General features: G+C 31.5%; 21 protein-coding genes and 5 pseudogenes. 15 read left to right on the forward strand and 11 right to left on the reverse strand.

What is annotated here, in order from left to right:
- Window positions 1–16: 16 nt before the first annotated feature.
- The 6 genes and pseudogenes from E2558_RS09480 to E2558_RS12575 all read right to left on the reverse strand — a co-directional run.
- Entirely contained in the window at window positions 17–514 is a 498-nt protein-coding gene (locus E2558_RS09480) for a GNAT family N-acetyltransferase (protein ID WP_135789027.1), read from the reverse strand.
- Between the two features lie 282 nt (window positions 515–796).
- Window positions 797–1018, reverse strand: coding sequence for a hypothetical protein (locus E2558_RS09485; protein ID WP_135789028.1), 222 nt, complete (start codon window positions 1016–1018; stop codon window positions 797–799).
- Between the two features lie 14 nt (window positions 1019–1032).
- Window positions 1033–1536 carry a DUF1643 domain-containing protein gene (locus E2558_RS09490; RefSeq protein WP_126564912.1) on the reverse strand — a complete coding sequence of 168 codons (504 nt, stop codon included), beginning with the start codon at window positions 1534–1536 and terminating at the stop codon, window positions 1033–1035.
- 15 nt (window positions 1537–1551) lie between these two features.
- Window positions 1552–1863, reverse strand: coding sequence for a DUF960 family protein (locus E2558_RS09495; protein ID WP_053018072.1), 312 nt, complete (start codon window positions 1861–1863; stop codon window positions 1552–1554).
- A gap of 86 nt (window positions 1864–1949) precedes the next feature.
- Window positions 1950–2300 carry an SAUGI family uracil-DNA glycosylase inhibitor gene (locus tag E2558_RS09505; protein ID WP_126564913.1) on the reverse strand — a complete coding sequence of 117 codons (351 nt, stop codon included), beginning with the start codon at window positions 2298–2300 and terminating at the stop codon, window positions 1950–1952.
- 757 nt (window positions 2301–3057) lie between these two features.
- Window positions 3058–3494: pseudogene (locus E2558_RS12575) on the reverse strand (GTP-binding protein); the annotation flags it as partial.
- 273 nt (window positions 3495–3767) lie between these two features.
- Between E2558_RS12575 and E2558_RS09515 the strand changes: the two are divergent.
- From E2558_RS09515 to E2558_RS12635, 3 genes are all read left to right on the forward strand, one after another.
- On the forward strand, window positions 3768–4751 hold the full coding sequence (locus E2558_RS09515) for a metal ABC transporter solute-binding protein, Zn/Mn family (RefSeq protein ID WP_126564914.1): 984 nt from the start codon (window positions 3768–3770) through the stop codon (window positions 4749–4751).
- 167 nt (window positions 4752–4918) lie between these two features.
- A complete protein-coding gene (locus E2558_RS09520) occupies window positions 4919–5173 on the forward strand; it encodes a hypothetical protein (RefSeq protein WP_070673380.1) in 255 nt (84 codons plus the stop codon).
- Window positions 5174–5187: 14 nt separating this feature from the next.
- Window positions 5188–5277, forward strand: a complete 90-nt coding sequence (locus E2558_RS12635; RefSeq protein WP_229716435.1) for a hypothetical protein — start codon at window positions 5188–5190, stop codon at window positions 5275–5277.
- A 325-nt stretch (window positions 5278–5602) separates the two neighbouring features.
- On the opposite strand, the gene mntC is transcribed toward E2558_RS12635, so the two are convergent.
- The 3 genes from mntC to E2558_RS09535 are packed head-to-tail and all read right to left on the reverse strand — an operon-like array spanning window position 5603 to window position 8101.
- Window positions 5603–6532 carry a manganese ABC transporter substrate-binding lipoprotein MntC gene (gene mntC, locus E2558_RS09525; RefSeq protein ID WP_126564915.1) on the reverse strand — a complete coding sequence of 310 codons (930 nt, stop codon included), beginning with the start codon at window positions 6530–6532 and terminating at the stop codon, window positions 5603–5605.
- Window positions 6529–7365: a metal ABC transporter permease gene (locus E2558_RS09530; protein ID WP_126564916.1), complete on the reverse strand. Its 837-nt coding sequence runs from the start codon at window positions 7363–7365 to the stop codon at window positions 6529–6531. Before E2558_RS09530 ends, mntC begins: the two co-directional genes overlap by 4 nt.
- Entirely contained in the window at window positions 7358–8101 is a 744-nt protein-coding gene (locus tag E2558_RS09535) for a metal ABC transporter ATP-binding protein (protein ID WP_126564917.1), read from the reverse strand. The genes E2558_RS09530 and E2558_RS09535 overlap by 8 nt, the downstream gene beginning before the upstream one ends.
- A gap of 258 nt (window positions 8102–8359) precedes the next feature.
- Between E2558_RS09535 and E2558_RS09540 the strand changes: the two are divergent.
- The 10 genes and pseudogenes from E2558_RS09540 to E2558_RS09580 form a co-directional block, all read left to right on the forward strand.
- Window positions 8360–8710 (forward strand): annotated as a pseudogene (locus tag E2558_RS09540) (GTP-binding protein); the annotation flags it as partial.
- A gap of 444 nt (window positions 8711–9154) precedes the next feature.
- Window positions 9155–9646: pseudogene (locus E2558_RS09545) on the forward strand (sulfite exporter TauE/SafE family protein); the annotation flags it as partial.
- Window positions 9647–9863: 217 nt separating this feature from the next.
- Complete coding sequence (locus tag E2558_RS09550; RefSeq protein ID WP_135789029.1) at window positions 9864–12971, forward strand: SdrD B-like domain-containing protein; 3108 nt, start codon at window positions 9864–9866, stop codon at window positions 12969–12971.
- Window positions 12972–13079: 108 nt separating this feature from the next.
- A complete protein-coding gene (gene gtfA / locus E2558_RS09555; RefSeq protein ID WP_126564910.1) occupies window positions 13080–14594 on the forward strand; it encodes an accessory Sec system glycosyltransferase GtfA in 1515 nt (504 codons plus the stop codon).
- Window positions 14587–15906: an accessory Sec system glycosylation chaperone GtfB gene (gtfB, locus tag E2558_RS09560; protein WP_011274397.1), complete on the forward strand. Its 1320-nt coding sequence runs from the start codon at window positions 14587–14589 to the stop codon at window positions 15904–15906. Before gtfA ends, gtfB begins: the two co-directional genes overlap by 8 nt.
- A gap of 393 nt (window positions 15907–16299) precedes the next feature.
- A complete protein-coding gene (locus E2558_RS12360) occupies window positions 16300–16554 on the forward strand; it encodes a hypothetical protein (protein WP_162489193.1) in 255 nt (84 codons plus the stop codon).
- A 336-nt stretch (window positions 16555–16890) separates the two neighbouring features.
- Window positions 16891–17796 (forward strand): FAD:protein FMN transferase, encoded by a 906-nt coding sequence (locus E2558_RS09565; protein WP_049335353.1) that lies wholly within the window; start codon window positions 16891–16893, stop codon window positions 17794–17796.
- Window positions 17797–17878: 82 nt separating this feature from the next.
- Entirely contained in the window at window positions 17879–20896 is a 3018-nt protein-coding gene (locus E2558_RS09570; protein WP_049335212.1) for an NADH-dependent flavin oxidoreductase, read from the forward strand.
- Between the two features lie 24 nt (window positions 20897–20920).
- Entirely contained in the window at window positions 20921–22297 is a 1377-nt protein-coding gene (locus E2558_RS09575; RefSeq protein ID WP_049335355.1) for an MFS transporter, read from the forward strand.
- A 63-nt stretch (window positions 22298–22360) separates the two neighbouring features.
- Window positions 22361–22538: pseudogene (locus tag E2558_RS09580) on the forward strand (acetoin reductase); the annotation flags it as partial.
- Window positions 22539–22635: 97 nt separating this feature from the next.
- Here E2558_RS09580 and E2558_RS09585 read toward each other — a convergent pair.
- Both E2558_RS09585 and E2558_RS09590 read right to left on the reverse strand, forming a co-directional pair.
- Window positions 22636–22866 (reverse strand): annotated as a pseudogene (locus tag E2558_RS09585) (IS5/IS1182 family transposase); the annotation flags it as partial.
- 57 nt (window positions 22867–22923) lie between these two features.
- Window positions 22924–23421, reverse strand: a complete 498-nt coding sequence (locus tag E2558_RS09590) for a GNAT family N-acetyltransferase (protein WP_017175155.1) — start codon at window positions 23419–23421, stop codon at window positions 22924–22926.
- Window positions 23422–23846: 425 nt separating this feature from the next.
- Here E2558_RS09590 and E2558_RS12495 point away from each other — a divergent pair, with 425 nt between their 5' ends.
- On the forward strand, window positions 23847–23999 hold the full coding sequence (locus tag E2558_RS12495; protein ID WP_229716404.1) for a TetR/AcrR family transcriptional regulator: 153 nt from the start codon (window positions 23847–23849) through the stop codon (window positions 23997–23999).
- Window positions 24000–24008: 9 nt separating this feature from the next.
- Complete coding sequence (locus tag E2558_RS12500; protein WP_229716406.1) at window positions 24009–24230, forward strand: hypothetical protein; 222 nt, start codon at window positions 24009–24011, stop codon at window positions 24228–24230.
- The last annotated feature ends 130 nt before the right edge of the window (window positions 24231–24360 follow it).

Below are 24360 nucleotides of genomic sequence, written 5' to 3' on the forward strand. Positions count from 1 at the left end.
TGAGTTATTTTTTATGCTACAAAATATATTCAGATTTCAATAATGACATAAAATAGGCATCTTTATATTTACCTTTAGTGTAGAATTGCTCTTTGAGTAATCCTTCTGTTTTAAATCCTTGTGACTCGTATATATGAATTGCTTTTTTGTTATCTGTATCAACATATAGATAAATTTTGTGCATGTTTAATATATCGAATACATAAACTATCGCTTTTTCGAATGCGAATTTTGCATAACCTTTACCACTGAACTCAGGTTTAATAATTATTTGTATTTCACAATTACGATGGATGTAATTAATTTCTACTAATTCAACAATACCTACGATTTGATTTTCATCTTCAACGATAAAACGTCTTTCCGATTCATCTAATAAATGCTTATCAAATAAATACTGAAGTTCCGTTAAGGATTCATAAGGTTCTTCAAACCAATAAGCCATAATAGAATATTCATTATTTAATTCATGAACAAAAAGTAAATCACTATACTCTAATGCTCTTAGTTTCATAATTCCACTCCCAAGATTTTCTCATATATGTGCATTATAAATATAAATAACGAATAAGTCATCATTCACTGTGAACACTTTATTTTAACAATTCATCACATATTAATTCTCATTTTCTTGTTATTCTCGATTTATTACTCTTACTATGAAACCTATAAAATTCTCACATTTGATTGTATTAAGAATAAATATATCAATAGTAACAATAAAAAAATAAATAATAAAGCATCCTTCACCGTAAAAGTGAAGGATGCTTTATTTTTATTGTAAGTAGTATGATATTCATTTTGATAAATATTGATTAATTATAACATGAAAATTACTATTTAAAATAGTTGTTATAGAGTCATCATTCATAAAATCAGCATAGATTTTATCCAATATTTCTTCATCTTCAATTGCTGTGAAATGATATACTAGCCCTTTTACTATTGATACATAATTATGCTTTGCTAAGAGGTTACCAACTGTTCGCCAGTCTGACTGTATAGTTTCATGGTTCATAGATAATCCTCCTTTTATTTTAATGTCCATTTTTGACGTGCTTTAGGGTTAAGTGGATGCATGATTTCATTTGTTTCTGGGTTTATGAGCTTTTTTACTTTCTTTTTATGAGGTTTTAACATTTCCATCACTTGTTCAACACGTTCGATAACAACTGGTCGCTTCGCATAGGCTCCATAAGCTAGAATCACTGTGTCACTTTCACTTATCGCTTTCATCAAGTGAATATCAGTGTGCTCATCATATGGATTTTTGATGTGTTTGAGATTTTCTGGACTTTTAATATTAGAGAATAGATTTACAAGATATACAGCGCCATATTGTTTAGAATTAGCTAATTGGTTGAGGATAAGAACAGTTGTGAGATCGAGTGATAATACACCATCTAAATGAGGATACATCGTTATCACTGTACAAGCGGGTTTCTTTTCATCCCATGTTTTCTTGAGTAAGTAGCGGTGTTTTTTATCACTACTGAATATAGCTTCTGTGTGTATTGTACTTTTAATTGTATTCATATATCATCACTTCCTTTAGTATTCTTCTGGTAAAAGCATCACATAATAAAAAACGTCTACATCATCTTCTCGGATGACGTAGACTTTCTTAGGTAATGCATTTTGATTTTTTACATAGTTTGTATAGTGATATTCCAATTTGTATGCAGGTTGTTCTTGTTCATGTGTGATTGAGAGTATATTCTCATCTTCTTGCAGTTTAAAAATGTGTAGGTAATCTGTCTGAGGTTGATTGTCCCGTTCTTTTACCATGTTCCAAAGTAAGATTTGAAGGTCTAGAGATAAGTGTTCACTAATGCCTCTTGTGATATATCGATTGATTTGCATACTATTTTCCTCCATTTTGCTTTTCTTTCATGATGTCAATCACTTCGTTAATGACTGTAACAGATATTTGTGCGACTTTGATCCAATTATTCATGGTCATTCCCTCCTTCTCTTAGTAAATGGCGTTCATCGATAATCGTATTTTTAGTATCTGTAAGGTACAGAAAGTCCATATCAAAATGATCCAAATAACCAATGCTGATGAGTTGGTCATTGGCGTACATAAGAAATGGATAGATACTTAGCTCATGTAGCTCATCATTGTAGTAGGTATAAGTTTCAAGTGTGAGATGCGCAAGTGAAGTATGGTTTACAAAGCGAGTAGGAAGTATATTTTCTGCTGCTTCTTCTAACGCTTCACATTCCCATGTTTCGTTGTTAGATAGTTGGAATAGACGAGTTATATATTGTTTGAGTTCTTGAGTGATTGTTTCCATATCATTGCCTCCTAGATAGTGTGATAGTGATGTAGTTGATGTACATCATTGAGATAATATATATTTGATTTGTCATTTATTACGAATCCCGGTGGGGATAAGAGAAAATTCCGATCAAAAACCCGTGATAAACGTTGGTGTAACAAGGAAATTCCGGAATCCCACTCATTTTGACGAACAATCAACTCATTATTTATAAGTATTGATGATAGGGTTGGGTTTCTACTTCCTTATATATTATTTATTTATAAAGAATAACGGGATTTTAGGATTGTGCTTGCACAATCCTTCTGCTTCTTCGAGTAAGCAAATCCCATTCATTTCCCGGTAAAAAATCATTGTGGGATGTTCTTTAGCAATTTCAATATAAGCTTCGTGTAGTAGTAGATAGATGATGTCAATTCGCTATCTCATTAGATAAGTGTTATTGAAATTGATAAAGAGAATTCTTAAGCATAGTTAGAAATACTACAGAAAGAAAAAACGAAGTGCTTGAGGGCACTTCGTTAATATTACAATTGGTATTATTAATCTTCTTCACTAGAGTCGATATCATCATCTGAATATACAGGTTTAGGACTACCTATATCTCCGCTTTTATTTTTTATTATTTTAGTTAACATCTATACTAATTTTCACATAAAATTGGTATGCCATAGAATTTAAATAAGAAAATGTATAAGTATATGGAGAAATAGTTAGAAAAAATACTTGAGGAAAAATAAAATGAAGTGCTAAAAAACACTTCGTAGAGAATACAGTGATTTAATTGTTCATAGAATAACGTTTGAATATCTCTGGAGTATGTTTCCAATTGCACATATAGTTTCGCATTAATAATACCAAGCTTGCTTCTTATTGTAGTGATTGGTGCTAAGGCGGGTGTTAAAAAGATATCGACAACAACCAGTGGTTCTGTCACACCTATGCACATTCAACGAATACTAGATCTGGTTGATGCGCTAAATATAATTCGTGTAGTTGTTGAAATACGTCAGACTTTATAGCGCAACAAATGCAGCCTTCAACAATTTCACTTATAGGGATAGCCGGATGAATGAGTTGACTATCGATGCCCATTTTTCCGAATTCATATATAATGAATTCGGTTTTTAGGTTATGATCCAAGACCTCTGTAATCAGATGATTTAATGTCGTTGTCTTGCCGCTACCTAAGAAACCCCCAACAATAATAGTCTCCTAACTATGAATGAGATGTGCGATTTTATTCACGATTTTAAATAACTATTATGATAAAAGAAATAAAGGTAAGTTTTCAAAGCGTAATTACTACTATTTAAAAAATATATCAAACATATAATCATTTTCAAAATAAAATGAATAGATAAAGATAAATTAAACCTATTACTGTTGTCAGAGTTTTGCGATTTTAAAAATTAGCATTGACAATTACACCATTTAATGTAAATAATAAAACGTAACAATTTTGATTTAGGAGATGTGTACATGTTTAAGAAGAGTATTATTTTATTATTCGTGACTGTTTTAACGTTATCACTTGCAGCATGTGGCAAAGGCGATAGTGAAAAGTCATCTGATCATAAAGGTAAATTAGAAGTTAAGACGACAGTTTATCCATTAAAATCATTTGCACAACAAATCGGTGGTAAATATGTTGATGTTGAATCAGTTTATCCAAACGGAGTAGACCCACATACATATGACCCAAGTCAAAAACAAATGGTTGATATCGGCAAATCAGATTTATTCGTATACACAGGTGACAATTTAGACCCTGTAGCTAAGAAGATTGCCAAAGCAATTAACGACAAAGATAAAACATTATCTTTAGAAGCATCATTAGACAAAAATAGTGACTTATTAAAAGGTGAAGAACACGAACATGAGCATGAACATGGTGAAGAACATGATCATGGCGAAGACCATGAACATCATCATCATGGTAAATATGACCCACATATTTGGTTAGATCCTGTCATTAGCCAAAAATTTGCTAAAGAAATTAAAGATGAATTAGTTAAGAAAGATAGTGAACATAAAGATTACTATGAAGATAACTATAAAAAATTAGTTAAAGACTTAAAAGGCATCGATAAAGATATGAAACAAGCAGTTAAAGGTAATGAAAGTAAAACAGTTTATATCTCACATGATTCTATCGGTTACTTAGTAGATAGATACAATTTCAAACAAGAAGGTATTCAAAATATGAATGCTGAAGAACCTAGCCAAAAAGATTTAACAAACATTGTTAAACAAATTAAAGAAGATAAAGTAAAATATATCTTAGCTGAAGAAAATGTATCGAACAAAGTTGCAGAGACAGTGAGAAAAGAAACAAATGCAGAAACAATCAAATTCTACAATATGGGCTCACATACGAAACAACAAGATGACGACAAAAATACGTATCAATCATTTATGAAAGAGAACGTTAAAGCAATTGAAAAAGCCCTTAAAAATGAATAATATGATTTAAAATACAAGGTGACAGACCTTCGTGGATAGATCTCATGACAAGCATCATGAGGTCTTTTTTTAATAAACTAAAAAATTTCTTTTGACAGAAGAAAATATCTCTGATACTTTAAAGTATAATGACTATTCTTTTTTTAAATGAGTGGTAAGTGGTAATGATGTCGAAGAAGAAAAAAGATTTGTTAGAAGTTGCTGAGCGATATACATCAAATGGTACACATCGCCTGATATTAAAAGATGATAGTGTTATAATAGCGAATAAAGACTTTATTACCTTGATTAACACAGCAGGTTTAGAACAGTATATTACTAAGGCGCCTGAAATTGTGAAAAGTATAGAAGCTTGTAAACTATATGACTCACGTAATTTCAAAGATAATGTAGAAGGCAAACTTAAAAAAATGATATACTGACTATTAAAGACATTATTTATACTGAGAACCCAACATCAAAATTAGTAACACAAGAAGGGCTATTCTTAACAGTAAATAAAGATTTTATTGAGATAATCAAATAATACGATAATAAATTATTTATGTCCTAGGCTCTAGTAGTTCTAAGGATGGACTACGAATGATGTTGTATGACGCCTGAGGAAGTAGGATAAGTTTTGAGATGGTGGCTCGACCCAGCTTACCCGTAGCAAACATCACAACAGAATGAGTAAATGTTCATCTAAGAATTTCTTTAGACCGCTGCCTTAGGATTTAGATTTTAACTAAGGATATAAAAAATAATAAGCTAGTAAATGAATTCCTAAAAATTCATTTACTAGCTATTTTAATAGAAAGATGATAATAGTATATTAATTTAATTTCTTAATTGCGTTGTTTTAATTAAGTCTATTCCATGCTTCCATGGATTGTTTCGATATTGTGTTTCATCATTTTATAATATGAATCACCTTTAGATCCTTTTTCTCCGATTGAATCTGTAAAGACTTCTCCGTAAATGCGCTTACCAGTTTCTTCAGATAAGCTACTCATAGATTTTTTGTCTACACTTGTTTCAACTAATAAATGTTTGATGTGATTGTCTTTAACAAACTTGATCGCTTGTTTCATTTGTGACGGTGTACCTTGTTTCTCAGTATTGATTTCCCAAATATAGCCTGGCTTGATATCAAAGGCTTTTGAGAAGTATTTGAAGGCACCTTCACTTGTAATCATAGCGCGTTCTTGTTTTGGAATATCATTGAATTTATCTTTACTGTATTTGTTTAACTTATCAAGTTCAGCAAGATAAGCATCACCTTGTTTGTGATAGTCTGCTTTATGTGAGGCATCTGCTTTCACAAGTTGTTCTTGAATATTCTTAACGTATTGAATACCATTATCCAAACTTAACCATGCATGTGGATCAATCTTGTCCTTATTACCTGTTTCACCATTTAAATAGATAGGCTTAACGCCTTTAGACACCGCGAATACTGACTTATCATCTGTAGATTTGCCTGCTTGTTCTAAAGCTTTTTCAAACCAACCGTTACCAGATTCTAAATTGAAACCATTGTAGAAGATGACGTCTGCATCAGTAAGTTGTTTAATATCTTTCGGTTTCACTTCGTATTCATGCGGGTCTTGTCCTACAGGTACGATACTATGAACGTCTACCTTGTCACCACCGATTTGTTTGACCATGTCATAAATAATGGAATTGGTTGTGACAACCTTCAATTTGTTATGATTTTTAGAATGTTGTTCACCAGAATTTGAACTACATGCTGCTAGAACTAGAATCAATGCAATAAGTAATGGAATAAATTTTTTCATGTTGTGTGTACACCTCTATACTTTGTTTTTAATTTTGAAAAGAGAAGGGTCAAGATATATATACTAAATGTTGCAATGACAATCGTTGCCCCACTTGGAAGATTGTAAATAAAGCTAAAGTACAATCCGACAATCGAACTTACTACGCCAATCAAACTTGCTACAATCATCATTGAATAAAGATTCTTTGTGATTAAAAAGGCGGTCGATGCCGGTGTAACAAGTAATGCGACGACTAGGATAATGCCAACAGTTTGAATACTAGCAACGGTGACTAAGGCGAGTAAGAGCATTACAAAATAATGAATGACTGTAGTATTCAACCCACTTACGCGACTGAATGTTGGATCAAACGTTGAAATCATTAATGGTCGATACAATATGACAATCAGTAACATCACGATGGCACCAATAATAAGGGTTGTCCAAAATGTTTGTCGGGTAATCGCGAGCAAGTTACCAAATAAAATATGATGTAAATCTGTCGTGCTGTTTATCAGACTGATAATGATGACACCCGTTGCGAGAAATGCAGTGAAACTGATGCCAATCGCTGCATCTGGCTTTGTTTTACTATTGTTAGAAATGTATCCAATTAATAAACTTGCAATCATGCCAGTGACTAATGCGCCGATGAACATCGGAATATTGAATAAGAATGACAACGCCACACCAGGTAAAACGGCATGACTCATCGCATCTCCCACCAACGATAATCCACGAAGGATGATTAAACTTCCGACAGTCCCACAAACTACGCCCACTATAATAGATGTAATTAAAGCGCGATTTAAGAACTGATAATCAAATAAATGTTGAATGAAATCAGTCATTTGCTATGTCACTCCCTTCATTAAAAGTAGAAGTCACATTAAATAAAAATGTGTGATTGAGATATTGGGGTTGCATTGCTTGATGACTAGGACCGAAGAATCTAATTGTACGATTCAGCAAAAGAATACGGTCGAAATAGTCTTCTGCTTTAGATAAATCATGGTGCACAATAAGAATAAGCTTACCTTGCGCTTTTAATTGGCGAAGTTTCTCCATAATAAGTTGCTCACTATTAAAATCGATGCCTACAAACGGTTCGTCTAATAAATAAACTGTACTATCAGACATTAATGCTCTTGCTACAAGTACACGTTGCAATTGACCGCCACTGAGCTCGGAAATTTGTTTGTATTGCAACGCTTCTAAATCTAAGTCTCTTAATAGTTTTTGGAATTTTGTTTTAGACGCATGATCGACACGTTTGAACCAACCAATAGTTTGATAGCAGCCAGATAAAATGACTTTCTCAACATTGATTGGGAAGTCTAAATCTAATTGCGCTTTTTGAGGAATGTATGTAATGTATTGCAATTGTTTATGTATGGATTTGCCATATAAATACATCTCGCCACTAGCGTTAAACGTTCCGATCAAGCTTTTTAGCAATGAAGACTTACCCGCACCGTTGGGCCCCATGATGCCAATAATTTCCCCTGATATTGGAATCTTTAAAGAAATATCTTTCAGTACACGTTTATGATTTAAATACAAATTCATGTTGTTAATTTCTATCAACAAACCACCTCCTAAATAAAAGTTTAGGTTAACCTAATTTATTTTATAATAGCTTCCGAAAATAGAGCGTGTCAAGTCGAGGTAGTCAATAAAAGTGTGGAAATAGTATCAATTCCTTTCGGTAAATAAGTTCTAGAGTGAGCGTTAATCATTGATATAGCTACATTTGATTATCATTAGTTTGATTGACAATTAAAAATTTAAATATAAAATATAAAACGTAATAATTACGATTTATAAAAAGAAAGGTATGATTTTATGGGCAAGATACCTGTAACGGTATTGAGTGGTTATCTTGGATCAGGTAAGACAACATTACTTAACCACATTTTAAATAATCGTGAAGGCCGTCGAATTGCGGTTATTGTGAATGATATGAGTGAGGTAAATATTGATAAAGACTTAGTTGCTGATGGGGGCGGGTTATCTCGAACAGATGAAAAATTAGTCGAATTATCTAATGGTTGTATTTGCTGTACGTTAAGAGACGATTTATTGCAAGAAGTTGAGCGTCTAGTAGAAAAAGGAAATATTGATTATATTGTGATTGAATCTACAGGGATATCTGAACCGGTACCTGTTGCACAAACCTTCTCATACATTGACGACGCAGAAGAATTTAAAAATCATAATGAAAGATTAGCTTTTGAAGATTATACAAGAGAGTTAACGTATGATGATAATTTTTGTTATATTGCTTCAAACAATGATACATATGGATTTTCACATAAAAAATTTGACTTTAATACACATATAACTCAAGCAAAAATAAAAGGAGTTTCAAAGGATAATAATCTTTTAGTAAGTATACCTAAAGAGTTCAGTTATACAGTTAATTTTTATATTTTTGGATATATAAAAATTCCACCAAAATTATTTGTAACAATACTAGGGGAAGATTTAGAAGGAAATCAATTTAAAGATGAAATTGAAATTAAAGTCCAAAGGTATAAATTCAGTTATGTTCCGGTTCAAGCAGAAGTTACTTTATACGCTTGATATATAATAAAATAATATCTTAATTGAAAACCTCATCATTGGCTGATACGCAGAATAGTAATAGGTAGTATTCTAGGTGCATTATTAGCAACTGTATTTAATAGTCATTTTGTTAATGTAATTTATATAATCATTGCTGTGTTAGCTCTTATTCTAATGTTTATTAAAATCACACCATCTACTAGTCATATTAAGTTTAATCGCGTACTTTTAATTACAATAGGTAGTATCCTCGGTTTGGTATCCGGTATTGTAGGAGCTGGTGGAGCATTTATTATTATTTCAGTACTACTTGTTATATTTAAATTACCAATGAATATGGTTGTTACAAATAGTATTGTAATTGCATTCATTTCTTCTATTGGAGCATTTATTATTAAATTATTGCAGGGTTATATTCCTATCAATAGTGCAATACCGTTAATTTTAGGTAGTATACTATTTACTCCTCTAGGTATGAAAATAGGGCAAAAAATACCTGATTATATTCAAAAAGTGATTGTAAGTGTTTTAATCGTCTTTGCAATTATTAAGTTGATATTTTAAAAACGTGGGAGTGGGGCAACATTTATTTTGAATTTGTAGTCTCGCTCCCTAAATCAATTTATACGGTATTTAATTCAAAGGTTATTTATTAGAATCTAATCAATTTTACAAAATTTTAACAAAAAAAATCTTTTTCTAAATTGATATATAATAGCGGGTATGGTAATTTCAAAATAGATACTCGTATCTAACTTAATTTTTAGGAGTGGTTAATTGTATGAATAAAAATTCGAAGAAGAAGCTCGATTTTCTTCCAAACAAGCTTAATAAGTACTCAATTAGACGTTTCACTGTAGGGACAGCTTCGATTTTAGTAGGAGCTACTTTAATTTTCGGTGTTGCAAATGATCAAGCAGAAGCCGCTGAGAATAACACAACTCAAAAGCAAGATGATAGTTCAGATGCAAGTAAAGTAAAAGGTAATGTTCAAACTATTGAACAATCTTCTGCAAATTCAAATGAATCTGATATTCCTGAACAAGTTGATGTAACTAAAGATACAACTGAACAAGCATCAACAGAAGAAAAAGCAAATACAACTGAACAAGCATCAACAGAAGAAAAAGCAGATACAACTGAACAAGCATCAACGGAAGAAAAAGCAAATACAACTGAACAAGCATCAACAGAAGAAAAAGCAGATACAACTGAACAAGCATCGACAGAAGAAAAAGCAAATACAACTGAACCTTTAACAGATAATCAAGATGAATCTACTGAAGATGAAAGTATCGAAGCGAAAAAAGCTTTATTGACTGAATACATAACTTCTAATAGCGATGTATCAGAAGAGGAAGCTAAAGCCGAAATTCAAGATATCGATTTACAAGATGTTGATTTCAGTAACGCTAATGAAAATACATTATTAAGTACTTTAGTTAAAAATATTTCAAATAAAAAAGAAGAAGATGAAAAATTAGCAACTCCTAGAGCTATTTCAAGAATTGCAAGCCCAGTAATGTTAGCTGCGACTGATAATGTAGCAGCACAAGAAAGTGGTACAAATGTCAATAATAAAATTGATGTGACTTCATTACAAACTGATAAAAATACTGTCCGTCCTAATGATGGAGAAGGTTTTTCAGTAACATCAACATTCAAAGTTAATGGAAAAGTAAATGAAGGCGATTATTTCACTGTAGATATGCCTGATTATGCTAATTTTAATGGTATTGCTGATTATACAGCTGTGGATAATAAAATTTATCCTACTATTAAAGATGGAGAACAAGTAGTAGCCAATGGTGTCTATGATGTAGATACTAAAAAATTAAAATATACTTTTACTGATTATGTAAATAATAAACAAAATATTGAAGGTGGATTTAAATTACCTCAGTATATTGACAGAAAGACAGCAACACAAAGTGGCGATTATAATTTAAATTACAATGTAGCAGGAAATGAAGTAAATATTCCTATTAGTGTCCAATATGATAATTATAGAGATGGACATGTTATTGCGAATGCAACCTCATTAATTACTAACGCAGATATTTTCAATACTGGTTCACATGAATATACACAGTATATTTATGTAAACCCTCAATCTGTTAATAGTTATGATACTTGGTTAACTATTCAAGGTTATCAAAATCAAGTTAATGATAGTAGTGCTATATTTAATTCAAATGATACAAGCATAGAAATATTTGATGCCGAATCTTCTTCAAATATTAATCCAAGTTTCTATGTCAATGATAGTAATTATAGAAACGTAACTAGTAACTATCAAATTAATGAAACTGGAGACAAACAAGCAAAAATCTACTTTGGTCATATCGATCACCCATATATTGTTAAAGTAACTTCAAAAATTGATCCAAACTCTACAGCAGATTTAAAAACACGTATTCGCATGGATAATAAAAATTATCGAGGAACTACTGACTATTATATTCATGACAATACTGTTGAACGTAGTGGCGCAAACGGCATAGCTCAAGGTGATGAAGCTTTATATAACTTAGGCGATTACGTTTGGGAAGATACTAACAAAAATGGTATCCAAGACTCAGATGAACAAGGAATTGAGGGAGTAACAGTAACATTAACTCGTCCAAATGGAACTACAGAGACTACTACAACAGATTCAAATGGTAAATATCAATTCTCAGACTTACAAAATGGTTCATACGTAATTAATTTCCAAACTCCTGAGGGTTATACTCCTACTAAATCATATCAAGGTATGAACACTGAAGTAGACTCTAATGGATTAAGTACTGTTGGAATTATTAACGATGCTGATAACTGGACATTAGATAGTGGTTTCTACAAAACGCCAGTTAAATATAGTTTAGGAGACTATGTATGGTACGACTCTAATCAAGACGGTATTCAAGATTACGAAGAACGAGGAATTGAAGGAGTAACAGTAACATTAACTCATCCAGATGGTACTGTCGAAACTACTACAACAGATTCAAATGGTAAATATCAATTTGATAATTTAGACAATGGTGATTATACTGTTCATTTTGAAAAACCAACAGGATTAACTCAAACTGTGGTTGATTCAGGTAATGATGATGCTAAAGATGCAGATGGTGAAACTGTTAAAGTAACAATTAAAGATCACGATGATTTCACTATTGATAATGGATATTTCGAATCAACATCAGACAGTGAATCACAATCAGATAGCGAGTCAACATCAGACAGTGAATCAACATCAGACAGCGAGTCACAATCAGATAGCGAATCAACTTCAGACAGTGAATCAACTTCAGATAGCGAATCACAATCAGATAGCGAATCAACTTCAGACAGTGAATCAACTTCAGACAGCGAGTCACAATCAGATAGCGAGTCAACATCAGACAGTGAATCACAATCAGATAGCGAATCAACATCAGACAGTGAATCACAATCAGATAGCGAGTCAACATCAGACAGTGAATCACAATCAGATAGCGAATCAACATCAGACAGTGAATCACAATCAGATAGCGAATCAACTTCAGACAGCGAATCAACATCAGACAGTGAATCACAATCAGATAGCGAATCAACATCAGACAGTGAATCAACATCAGACAGTGAATCAACATCAGACAGCGAGTCACAATCAGATAGCGAATCAACTTCAGACAGTGAATCAACTTCAGACAGCGAGTCACAATCAGATAGCGAGTCAACATCAGACAGTGAATCACAATCAGATAGCGAGTCACAATCAGATAGTGAATCTCACTCTGACAGTCATTTACCAGATACAGGTGAAGAAGAATCAAACAAATCTGGATTAATTGGCGCTGGATTAGCAGCATTAGGCGGTCTATCTATCTTTGGAAGACGCCGTAAGAAAAATAGTGAGCAATAATATAGCTTAAGTTCAAATATGGACTTTATTAAAGTAAGACAAGCTAAGTAAAATTAGCTTGTCTTATTATACATAAGATAAAATTATAGATTGGAGTATCAAGTAACGATGACAATTTATAACTTGAATTTTGGAATTGGATGGGCAAGTAGTGGCGTAGAATATGCTCAATTATATAGAAGAAACATTTTTAAGTTAATGAAAGAAAACTTCAAGTTTATATATTTAGATTTTATACAAAAAGAAAATATTCAAACTCTTACTGAAAATCTTGGATTTGAAGATGATGAAATTATTTGGATCTATCAATACTTTACCGATATAAAAATTGCTCCTACAACTTATACCATACAAAATATAATAGATAGACTAGAGGATACTAATGTTGAAATTGAAAGAGTTAATAATAAAATAAAAAAAATCATTTTCGGAAATGATAATAACTATATTCGTTGCTATTTAAAAAATGAAAGTGAAAATATAGTGGATAGAGCTGAATATGTTTCAAAAGGGAAGCTCATAAAAAAAGAATTTTACAATTTTACAATCGTATTTACTGAATATTATGCGCCATATGAAAAAAAAGCTAAATTATATTTGAGAACTTATTTTAATGAAGATGGTTCAATTGCTTATGAAGAACATATATCTGGTAAAAATAGTATCTTTGTTTTTCCAAATGTAATATTGTATTCAAAATTAGAATTTATTGCTTACTTTTTAAGACAATTAAATCTTACTCGTGAAGATATACTTTTGATTGATAGGTCAAAAAATATAGGTCAGGTTATTTTAGAAAATAAAAATCAAGCTCGTTTAGGCGTAGTTATACATGCTGAACATTTTAACCATAGCAATACAAATGAGGATTATATATTATGGAATAATAATTATGAGTATATGTTCAACCATGTTGATTATATCGATTTTTTTATAACTGCAACTGATGCTCAGAAACAATTAATAGTAAATCAATTTAATCAATATAAAAATAAAAATCCAAAAGTGTATACTATACCTGTTGGTAGCCTTAAAGAATTAAAATATACTCATGAAAGAGCTTCTAATAGTATAATGACTGCTTCAAGATTAGCTAAAGAAAAACATGTAGATTGGCTAATTGAGTCTGTTGTTCAAGCGCATAAAACAAGACCTTCTATAAAGTTTGATATTTATGGTGAAGGTGCAGAAAAAAATAATCTTCAAAAATTAATTAATGAGAAAGAAGCAAATGAGTATATTAAATTAAGAGGTCACAAGAATTTAGAAGAAATATATATAAAGTATCAGCTATATTTGTCAGGATCTACAAGCGAAGGATTTGGATTGACCCTAATGGAAGCAATTGGATCGGGCCTAGGAATTATAGGATTTGATGTTAATTATGGAAATACAACTTTTATTAAAGATAGGTATAATGGTTATCGTATTCCTGAGTCGATAAAAAATCAAGGAACTAAAGAAATAGCTACAAAATTTGCGGAAAAGATAGATGAATATTTTGTAAGTTCAAATAAAATTGATCAAATGAGTCATGAATCATATTTAATTGCTGATGATTTTCTTCTTAACAATTGCAAAGAAAAGTGGTTAAGTTTAGTAAATGAGGTGCAAGATGATTAATATATATGAAAAATTTGATGATAAGACAATACTACTATATAGATCATTTGAAAATTCATCAATTAATAATATTAATATAGTACTAGAAGATGACGGTTTCTTACCATTTAATATCTTTTCTCCATATAGATATTTTACGAAAGAAAAGAAAGAACGTTTTAAGCCGCTTTATTTTAATGAAGTGCCTGTTCCAGAATATTGGGAGATAAAAGGTGACAATAAATCGGCAAAGATTATGGATAAAGGGAAAATTAGAGGTAAAATTATATACAAAAAAAATATAGGCCAATCACGAATTGTAGATAAAGTTGAATGGTTAAGTGAAGATGGTCAGTTGAAATATGTAGATTTTTATAATCAACAAGGTTTTCGCTTTGCTCAACTGTTATATGATGAATTTAAAATGAAAATTTTAAAACGTTATTTTGATAAAGAAAATAATGTAGTAATAGTAGAGAACTTTGTAACTAAAGATATTATATTGAACTATAATGATAAAAACTTATTTTTTAATAACAAAAAAGAATTTTATTCTTATTATTTAAGTCAACTTGAGGTGCCTAAAAATCACATTCTAATAAATTCTCTCTCATATCCTTTTTTAACTACTTACAGTTTTAAAGAGGAGATTGTAAATTACAAGATAGTATGGCAAGAAAATATTAAAGATTCAATTCCAGATAATATGAAAGTTGCGTTAAAGCATATTAAAAATGTTGAAATTCTAGTTCCAAATCAAGAAGAGTATCATAAAATCGTATCAGTAGTAGAAAATAACGATAAAGAAAAAATAACTAAGTCTGGATACGTTTATAATTTTAAAAAAGATAATCATTTTAAAAAAAATATCTTTATTCTTACCAATTCTGATGATATACCATTTTTGAGTGAAATCGTTGATCATAATCCAGAATTTAATTTTAAAGTAGCTGCTTTAACAGAAATGTCGTCTAAGTTGATGGGGTTAGATACTAAAAAAAATATTAAATTGTACCCTAAAATATCTAATAGTGCTGTTAGTGACCTTCTTAAAGAAAGCGACATATATTTAGATATAAACAAAGGTAATGAGGTCTTAAATATTATAGAAAGAGCTTTCAGCTATCAATTATTGATATTCGCTTTTAAAGAAACTGCTCATAATAGTGTTTGGATTGATGATTCAAATATATTTGAAATTAATAATTATAAGGCTTTGATTAGTAAAATTAATAAATTAAATAATTTGAATGGCTTTAAATTATTATTAGAAAAGCAATTAAGTCATGCTGACATCATTGATAAAGAAGAATTTGTTAAATTACTAAACTAAGTCGAAAGCATTGGTGAAAATTATAGATTTTAAAAAGATGCCCTGGGTTATAAGCCAGAGCATCTTTTTAATAATAAGGGTCTTACTCTTTTTTAACATATGATAGATTAAAACAAGACAGACGTAATGAGGAGAAAAGTAAAATTGTTGTTTACTATATTACTTTATTTTATTTTAAACTACTTCTATCTATTATTAAGAGTTTAGGATCAACTGAAAACGTTAAACCGTCGATTGCAATATCTAAAATCTATCTTATTTTAACATTAAAAAACCTCATTATTTCCCGATACGCAGAAGCGTACCACAAATAAAACTAAAAAATAGATTATGAAAAATATATCTTTGGAGGGTGTCGAATGAGAGACATAGAAGTAGAAAAAAGCCTATAAGATGATGAAAGAACAGGATAAAATAAATTTTGGTAAATACCATAAGACACTATTACATATACATACTCCAAGATCATATGATTTCAAATTATATGATGAATGGAATAAACAATCTATTAGCGAAGATGAAATAATTAGAATTGCTAAAAAAGAAAGTATTCTTTACAGTGAGTATTCTAATATAAATGATTTAAAGGAATTAGATATTTTTAAGAACTATAAGAATCTAAAGGAAATGCTTTCTTATTTTATTTAGGTATACAGCATATATACTAATGGAATATCAATAATTGTTGTTACAGATCATAGTACTGTGTGAAGAGTGGAATAAAGAATTCTGTATGGCTTCTGTTCTACTCTTTTTTATTAAAAATATATAATAAAAAATTTTTTAAAATAGTAAAATTTATACTTTGATTAACTTTTGACATAATTATGAACATCTAAATAAGTAAAAATCAAATATTTGAAATTGTGTTAATATGAATGTAGAAACTAAAGTAATAATTTCATTTAAAATAACTTTTAAATTTTATATACATATTAGCGTTGTGATACACGTATAGAGGGGGAATCAAAAGTGGAAACGCTAATGATTAAAGCAATGGGGACGGTGATACGTTTATCGATTGAACATCAACATTCGAGCACATTACTTCAAGAAGCTGAATTAAAAATTCATGATTGGGAATCTCAATTTAGTGCTAATGATCCAAAATCAGATTTGATGAATGTGAATCAACATGCAGGTATCGCACCAGTCAAGGTTAATCCTGAGATGTTTAACATGATACGTTATGGTTATGAAACTACACTATCTTCTAATTTTAAGATGAACATATTGATAGGGCCATTAGTTAAATTATGGAAAATTGGTTTCAAAGATGCATTGAAACCTAAAGAAGAAGATATACAACGCGCTTTAATGTGTATGAATCCTGAAAATCTTGTTCTAAATTCAAAGACACATGAAGTATTTCTTACACAACCAGGAATGGAGATTGATTTAGGAGCCATTGTAAAAGGCTATTTTGCTGATCAATTACAGCAATACTTTTTATCTCATGGTGTAGCTTCTGCCATTATCGATTTAGGTGGTAATGTTTTAACAATTGGTAGACAACCGGAAACTCTAGAAAAATGGCATGTAGGTATACGCAATCCTTTTTATAAAGACGCATTATCACTCGTTACATTAAATGTAGAGCATCAATCAGTTGTTACTTCCGGCATCTATGAACGCTATTTCATACAGGAACATCAATTATTTCATCATATTTTGGATTCCAATACAGGGTATCCTGTAGATAATGATATCGCTAGCGTGACAATCATATCTGATCATGGGATTGATGGCGAGGTATGGAGTACAATTTGTAGTTTTGGTCAATCACAACAAAATATTGAATTAATAAACCTCATAGATGGTGTTGAAGGCATCATTGTGACAAGAGATGGAAACGTTTTAATGACTTCAAAAATGCAGAGGTATTTATAAAACTTTAAAGAATACTCATAAAGAGTATTTTATTTTTAAGTATAAATGTGAAAAAAATCACAATATATTAGGAGGAATTGCTATGAGTAAAGAATTATTTGATACTTTTAAATTTAAATGTGGTGCCGAATTAAAAAATAGAGTATTAATGGCGCCCATGACTATCCAAGCTGGATATTTTGATGGAAGTGTTACATCAGAAATGATTGATTATTATCAATTTAGGGCTGGTGATGCTTCAGCAATTATTGTTGAAAGTTGTTTTGTTGAAGACCATGGGAGAGGCTTCCCAGGAGCTATAGGTATTGATAACGATGACAAAATACCTGGACTTAAACGTCTAGCAGAAGCGATTCAATCTAAGGGATCAAAAGCGATTTTACAACTTTATCATGCTGGAAGAATGGCGAATCCTAAGTTCAATGAAGGTGAACAACCTATATCTGCGAGTCCTATTGCAGCATTAAGACCTGATGCGGTACCACCAAGAGAAATGACACATGCTCAAATCAATCAGATGATAGAAGATTTCGGAGAAGCGACACGTCGTGCTATAGAAGCAGGATTTGATGGTGTTGAAATTCATGGTGCCAACACATACTTATTACAACAATTTTTCTCTCCGCATTCTAATCGAAGAGAAGATACATGGGGTGGCAGTCGTGAAAAACGCACGCGATTCCCAATCGAAGTACTAACAAAAGTTCAACATGTCGTTGCTGAAAATGAAGCCTCTCATTTTATAATAGGATATCGATTCTCACCTGAAGAAATTGAAGAGCCAGGCATACGTTTTGAAGATACAATGTTTTTACTAAATACTTTAGCAAAATATGAACCCGATTACTTCCATATATCAGCAAACAGTTACCAACGTACGTCCATAGTGAATCAAGAAGATACAGAACCTTTAATTAATAAATATCATAAAATGCAAAGTGCACAATTGGCACAAATTCCATTAATCGGTGTTGGTAGTATTGCGCAACGAAAAGATGCAGAACATGCCCTTGAACTCGGTTATGATCTTTTAAGTGTTGGGAAAGCCTATTTAGTAGAACCTCAATGGACGGATAAAATTTCGAAAAACGAAGAAGTTGAACAATTTGTCGATATACATGACCAAAAAATACTTCACATACCATCTCCTCTATGGAAAGTGATGGACTTCATGATTTTAGATAAAGAAGAAGAACATCGTAAATATGAAAGATTAAAAGCACTACAAAATAAAAAAGTGAAATTTAACAAAGGCACGTATCATGTTTATGCAAAAGGTCATAATGGCAATCTACCAATGAAAGTTCAATTGTCGGAAGATAAAATTGTAAGCATTGAAGTAGATGATAGTGGAGAGTCTGAAGGTATAGCGAATCCAGTTTTTGAACGTTTACCTCAAGATATCATCAATGGACAAACGTTAAATGTCGATGTCATATCAGGTGCGACAGTAACAAGTGAAGGTATCGTACAGGGCATTGCAGATGCAATTGAACAAGCAGGCGAAGATCCAGATATTTTACGGGCACGTCCTAAACCAGTTGTTCAGTGGTCTGATGAGGTCGTTGAAGAGACAACTGACGTAGTCGTGATTGGTACAGGTGGTGCTGGTTTAAGTGCAGCTGCTACGGTTTTAGATGAAGGAAAAGAAGTCATCATGCTTGAGAAATTTGCGGCTATAGGTGGCAATACCATCCGAACAGGTGGTCAAGTCAATGCTGCTGAGCCTGAATGGCAAAGTGCATTCCCTGCACTCGCTGGTGAAAAAGACACATTGATCCAGTTGTTAAATCATGATGAAAAGGATATAGATGAGGCTTATCTTGAAGATTTCAATACTTTAAAGCGTCAAATTAAAGATTACCTTGAAAAAAGTAGCAATAAAGATGATTATCTTTTCGATTCTGTTGAATTACATCGCATTCAAACGTATCTAGGTGGAAGACGTAAAGATCGTAATAATGTCGAAATTTCAGGTGATTATGATTTAGTTAAAACACTCACAGATAATGTTTTGGAATCAGTATACTGGTTGAAAGATAAAGGGGTACATTTTGATCGTTCATTTGTAGATATGCCTGTTGGTGCACTATGGCGTCGTGGTCATAAACCAATGAAAGCACAAGGTTTAGAGTACATTGAAAATCTAGGAGACTACGTTAAACATCATCATGGTCGTATTTTTACAGAAACTACTGCAGAAAAATTAATTAAAGAAGGTAATCAAGTTGTTGGTATTGAAGCACGTAAAGCAAATGGTGCTAAAGTTAAGATTCACACTCGTCACGGTGTAGTGTTGGCCACAGGTGGTTTTGGAGCGAATACTAAAATGATACAACAATATAATACGTATTGGGATAACATTCCAGATGATATTAAAACAACAAATTCTCCTGCAATTACAGGTGATGGTATACGTTTAGGTGTGCAAGCAGGCGCTGACATCGTAGGTATGGGATTCTCTCAAATGATGCCGATTTCTGATCCTAAGACAGGTGCATTATTCACAGGATTAATCGTGACACCTTCAAACTTCGTCTTCATTAATAAGGAAGGACATCGTTTTGTTAACGAATTTGAAAGTAGAGATGTATTATCTAAGGCAGCATTAGAACAAAAAGACGGCATCTTCTATATTATTGCAGACGCAAATATTAAAGCGCTAGCTATGAATACGACTGAAGACAAAATCAATCAAGAATTAGAAGATGGCACTTTAATAAAGGCTAATACCTTAGAAGAGTTAGCTCAAAAATTAAACATAGATACAACTACTTTTGTGAATACGATTGAAAGATATAATACTTTCGTAGAACAAGGACATGATGAAGATTTTAATAAAAATGCATTTGATTTAAAAATCGAAAAAGCACCATTCTATGCGACACCACGAAAACCTGCAATACATCATACTATGGGTGGTTTAAAAATCAACACACATGCACAAGTCGTTGATGTAGAAGGTCATATCATTAAAGGATTGTATGCAGCTGGTGAAGTTGCTGGTGGTATACATGCAGGTAACCGTTTAGGTGGTAATGCACTGGCAGATATTTTCACTTTTGGTCGCATTGCCGGTCAAAGTGCTGTAATGAAATAAAGGAGAACAGGAGGGCGTTTAATGATGAGTGAACAGTTTAATAAAGGAAAACAACTCATTGTAGCGATTATTTTAGGGATTCTCACATATTGGTTATTTGCACAGTCTTTCTTGAATATCGCACCACATGTGCAACGTTTCTATGATGTAGATATGAGTATTGTTAACATTGCGGTCAGTCTTACATCACTCTTAACTGGTGTGTTTATAGTTGTAGCAGGAGGTTTATCTGATAAGATAGGTCGAGTTAAAATTACTTACGCAGGTTTGATACTTAGTATACTTGGGTCTATTGCATTGATTATATCTCATGCGCCACTTTTATTATTGGTAGGTCGTGTGTTACAAGGCTTATCTGCAGCATGCCTACTTCCGGCAACTATTGCGCTAATTAATTCATTCTTTCATGGTGAAGAAAGACAAAAGGCACTAAGTTATTGGTCATTTGGTTCATATGGTGGAACAGGATTAGCATCACTATTTGCTGGAATGATAGCAACTTTTATTGGATGGCGTTGGATTTTCGTGTTGTCAATCATTTTCTCAATTCTTGCCTTAATATTGCTTAAAGGCATACCAGAATCTAAAGATGAATCTGCACATAATAAAAAATTTGATATTATCGGTATCATTATTTTTGTCATTATGATGTTAAGTATTAACATAGTAATAACGCAAGGTGATAGAATTGGATGGTTAAATCCTATTATTGTAATATTAATTGCCATATTCATTGTGACATTAATAGCTTTCTATATATTTGAAAAACGTCAAAATGAACCTTTCATAGATTTTAGTTTATTTTCAAATAATATTTATATTGGCACAACATTAGCTAATTTAATGGTGAATATGGATATAGGCTCACTTGCATTATTTAATATCTATGTTCAAGATGATAAACATTTAACAGGCGCACAAGCAGGTTTAATTACAATTCCATATATGTTGTGTAGTTTATTAATGATACGTGTAGGTGAACGTTTTATGCAAAATCGAGGACCGCAATTGCCACTTATGCTAGGTCCTATATCAATTACAGTGGGTATTATACTTTTAGCCTTCACTTCGTTGCCTAACATGATTTACTATATTGTGGCGGGCATCGGCTTTATCTTTATAGGTTTAGGATTAGGTTTCTTTGCGACACCAGCGTTATCTACAGCTGTATCTAATGTTCCGTCAGAAAAAGCAGGTACTGCATCAGGGATTATCAAAATGACTTCTACACTCGGTGCAGCATTCGGTATCGCTGTTGTAACTACAATCTATACGGCATTATCTGTCAATCACCCAGCACAATTTGCAGCTACAATCGCATTTATCGTAGGGGCAGGTTTAGTGTTTATCGCATTTATTGCCGCGTATTGTTTAATTCCTAGAAAGAATGTAGATGCTTAAATTGGGAGTTGGCGCAGTAAATATTATTAATTGAATTTTGATCGTATGATGAATGATGAATAAATAGTTAAACTTGATGATAGTCTTAAAATAGGAGATGCGTTTGAAGCCTTTTCTTCAGAAATTACGCTTGGAAGATATCAAGCACCATCCGCTGTTGCAAACTTAGTATCATTCTAATGATTCTGACTATATTACTGGTCAATTCATTTTAACTGATGGTGGATTAGTGTATAGATAAAAAGGGATACTTCGTCATGGTAATTAACGGATAAAAAAGCGTTTAAATATTTATATATAATGATTGTGTGCTTATACAAAATGTCAACTCAATGCATTCATGTGAGAGTGGGATGATGAGTCTGAGACATAAAGTCTCTGGATAAGTCAAAAAAGACAATTTCTATTGAAATAATATAGAAATTGTCTTTTTTATAATTTTTTGATTATTTTCAGATCAATTGAGCTGCTACTTTTCTCATATTGAGTGCCGTTCATACAAATCCAAATTCTCTTTTAACTTTATTTATTCCTCTTACGGACATTCGAGTGAAGCCCATTTCAATTTTATTAGAAGTAATTTAGGTTTGAACCTACCTAAATGAATATATGAGTTGTTTTTTATGCTATAAAATATATTCAGATTTCAATAATGACATAAAATAGGCATCTTTATATTTACCTTTAGTGTAGAATTGCTCTTTGAGTAATCCTTCTGTTTTAAATCCTTGTGACTCGTATATATGCACAGCCTTTTTGTTATCTGTATCAACATATAGATAAATTTTGTGCATGTTTAATATATCGAATGCATAATTTATCGCTTTTTCGAATGCGAATTTTGCATAACCTTTACCACTGAACTCAGGTTTAATAATTATTTGTATTTCACAATTACGATGGATGTAATTAATTTCTACTAATTCAACAATACCTACAACTTGATTTTCATCTTCAACAATAAAACGTCTCTCCGATTCATCTAATAGATGCTTATCAAATAAATACTGAAGTTCCGTTAAGGATTCATAAGGTTCTTCAAACCAATAAGCCATAATAGAATATTCATTATTTAATTCATGAACAAAAAGTAAATCACTATACTCTAATGCTCTTAGTTTCATAATTCCACTCCCAAAATTTTCTCATATATTTGCATTATAAATATAAATAACGAATAAGTCATCATTCACTGTGAACACTTTATTTTAACAATTCATCACATACTAATTCTCATTTTCTTGTTATTCTCGATTTATTACTCTTACTATGAAACCTATAAAATTCTCACATTTGTTTGTATTAAGAATAAATACATCAATAGTAACAATAAAAAATAAACAATAAAGCATCCCTCACCGTAAAAGTGAAGGATGCTCTAGTTTTATTGTAAGTAGTATGATATTCATTTTGATAGATATTGGTTAATAATTGCCTGTAAATCATTGTTAAGTACCGTTGGAAAAAAATTAAATAAGGAAAGGGATATTAAGTTTGACACGAGGACCAAAAAATTAGAAGTGATGCAAGACGAAATAAAGATATAAATATGTCATCAACAATTGAGTTATCACATAGCAATATAGATATTACAGAAATGAAGATGTCAGATATTGCTAAACATGCTAGTGTAGGTGGGGGGACATTATATCGACATTTTGAGAGCAAGGCACGTCTATGCGAATCAGTTATGGACAAGTAGGTTGAAGCTATGTTTCAAGAAATTGATACGTATTTAGAAAAACATAAAAATAATTCTCCTTATCAACGTGTTTTTGGAATTTTAAGCTATTTTTTGAATTTAAAAGAAACAAACTTTACAATTCTATCGTTTATTAAAAAGTCATCAAACCCTGCTGGATCCTTAATCCATATTCCATTTTATCATTCACTAGCTGATTTGATTAAATTGCAATTAAAAAAAGAATATTGAAAGTCTTGACTTTAAGGTTGATGTAATGCTCAATTGTTTTTCTTCAGACTTCTACTATTACTCAAAACATACACAGAAATTGTCTAGAACGGAATTTTTAGAACAAGTTTTAAACTTTATTTTTAAGTGA

Source organism: Staphylococcus pragensis (assembly GCF_004785665.1).
Taxonomy (GTDB): Bacteria; Bacillota; Bacilli; order Staphylococcales; family Staphylococcaceae; genus Staphylococcus; species Staphylococcus pragensis.

What these genes read in the sequence shown, in the direction of transcription:
- E2558_RS12360 (WP_162489193.1), top strand. Translation starts at nt 16,300, where the DNA reads ATGATGAAAGAACAGGATAAAATAAATTTTGGTAAATACCATAAGACA.
- E2558_RS09570 (WP_049335212.1), top strand. Translation starts at nt 17,879, where the DNA reads ATGAGTAAAGAATTATTTGATACTTTTAAATTTAAATGTGGTGCCGAA.
- E2558_RS09485 (WP_135789028.1), bottom strand. Translation starts at nt 1,018, where the DNA reads ATGAACCATGAAACTATACAGTCAGACTGGCGAACAGTTGGTAACCTC.
- E2558_RS09550 (WP_135789029.1), top strand. Translation starts at nt 9,864, where the DNA reads ATGAATAAAAATTCGAAGAAGAAGCTCGATTTTCTTCCAAACAAGCTT.
- E2558_RS09505 (WP_126564913.1), bottom strand. Translation starts at nt 2,300, where the DNA reads ATGGAAACAATCACTCAAGAACTCAAACAATATATAACTCGTCTATTC.
- E2558_RS09495 (WP_053018072.1), bottom strand. Translation starts at nt 1,863, where the DNA reads ATGCAAATCAATCGATATATCACAAGAGGCATTAGTGAACACTTATCT.
- E2558_RS09530 (WP_126564916.1), bottom strand. Translation starts at nt 7,365, where the DNA reads ATGACTGATTTCATTCAACATTTATTTGATTATCAGTTCTTAAATCGC.
- E2558_RS09480 (WP_135789027.1), bottom strand. Translation starts at nt 514, where the DNA reads ATGAAACTAAGAGCATTAGAGTATAGTGATTTACTTTTTGTTCATGAA.
- gtfA (WP_126564910.1), top strand. Translation starts at nt 13,080, where the DNA reads ATGACAATTTATAACTTGAATTTTGGAATTGGATGGGCAAGTAGTGGC.
- mntC (WP_126564915.1), bottom strand. Translation starts at nt 6,532, where the DNA reads ATGAAAAAATTTATTCCATTACTTATTGCATTGATTCTAGTTCTAGCA.
- E2558_RS12500 (WP_229716406.1), top strand. Translation starts at nt 24,009, where the DNA reads ATGTTTCAAGAAATTGATACGTATTTAGAAAAACATAAAAATAATTCT.
- E2558_RS09515 (WP_126564914.1), top strand. Translation starts at nt 3,768, where the DNA reads ATGTTTAAGAAGAGTATTATTTTATTATTCGTGACTGTTTTAACGTTA.
- E2558_RS09590 (WP_017175155.1), bottom strand. Translation starts at nt 23,421, where the DNA reads ATGAAACTAAGAGCATTAGAGTATAGTGATTTACTTTTTGTTCATGAA.
- E2558_RS09520 (WP_070673380.1), top strand. Translation starts at nt 4,919, where the DNA reads ATGTCGAAGAAGAAAAAAGATTTGTTAGAAGTTGCTGAGCGATATACA.
- E2558_RS09490 (WP_126564912.1), bottom strand. Translation starts at nt 1,536, where the DNA reads ATGAATACAATTAAAAGTACAATACACACAGAAGCTATATTCAGTAGT.
- E2558_RS09575 (WP_049335355.1), top strand. Translation starts at nt 20,921, where the DNA reads ATGAGTGAACAGTTTAATAAAGGAAAACAACTCATTGTAGCGATTATT.
- gtfB (WP_011274397.1), top strand. Translation starts at nt 14,587, where the DNA reads ATGATTAATATATATGAAAAATTTGATGATAAGACAATACTACTATAT.
- E2558_RS12495 (WP_229716404.1), top strand. Translation starts at nt 23,847, where the DNA reads ATGTCATCAACAATTGAGTTATCACATAGCAATATAGATATTACAGAA.
- E2558_RS09565 (WP_049335353.1), top strand. Translation starts at nt 16,891, where the DNA reads ATGATTAAAGCAATGGGGACGGTGATACGTTTATCGATTGAACATCAA.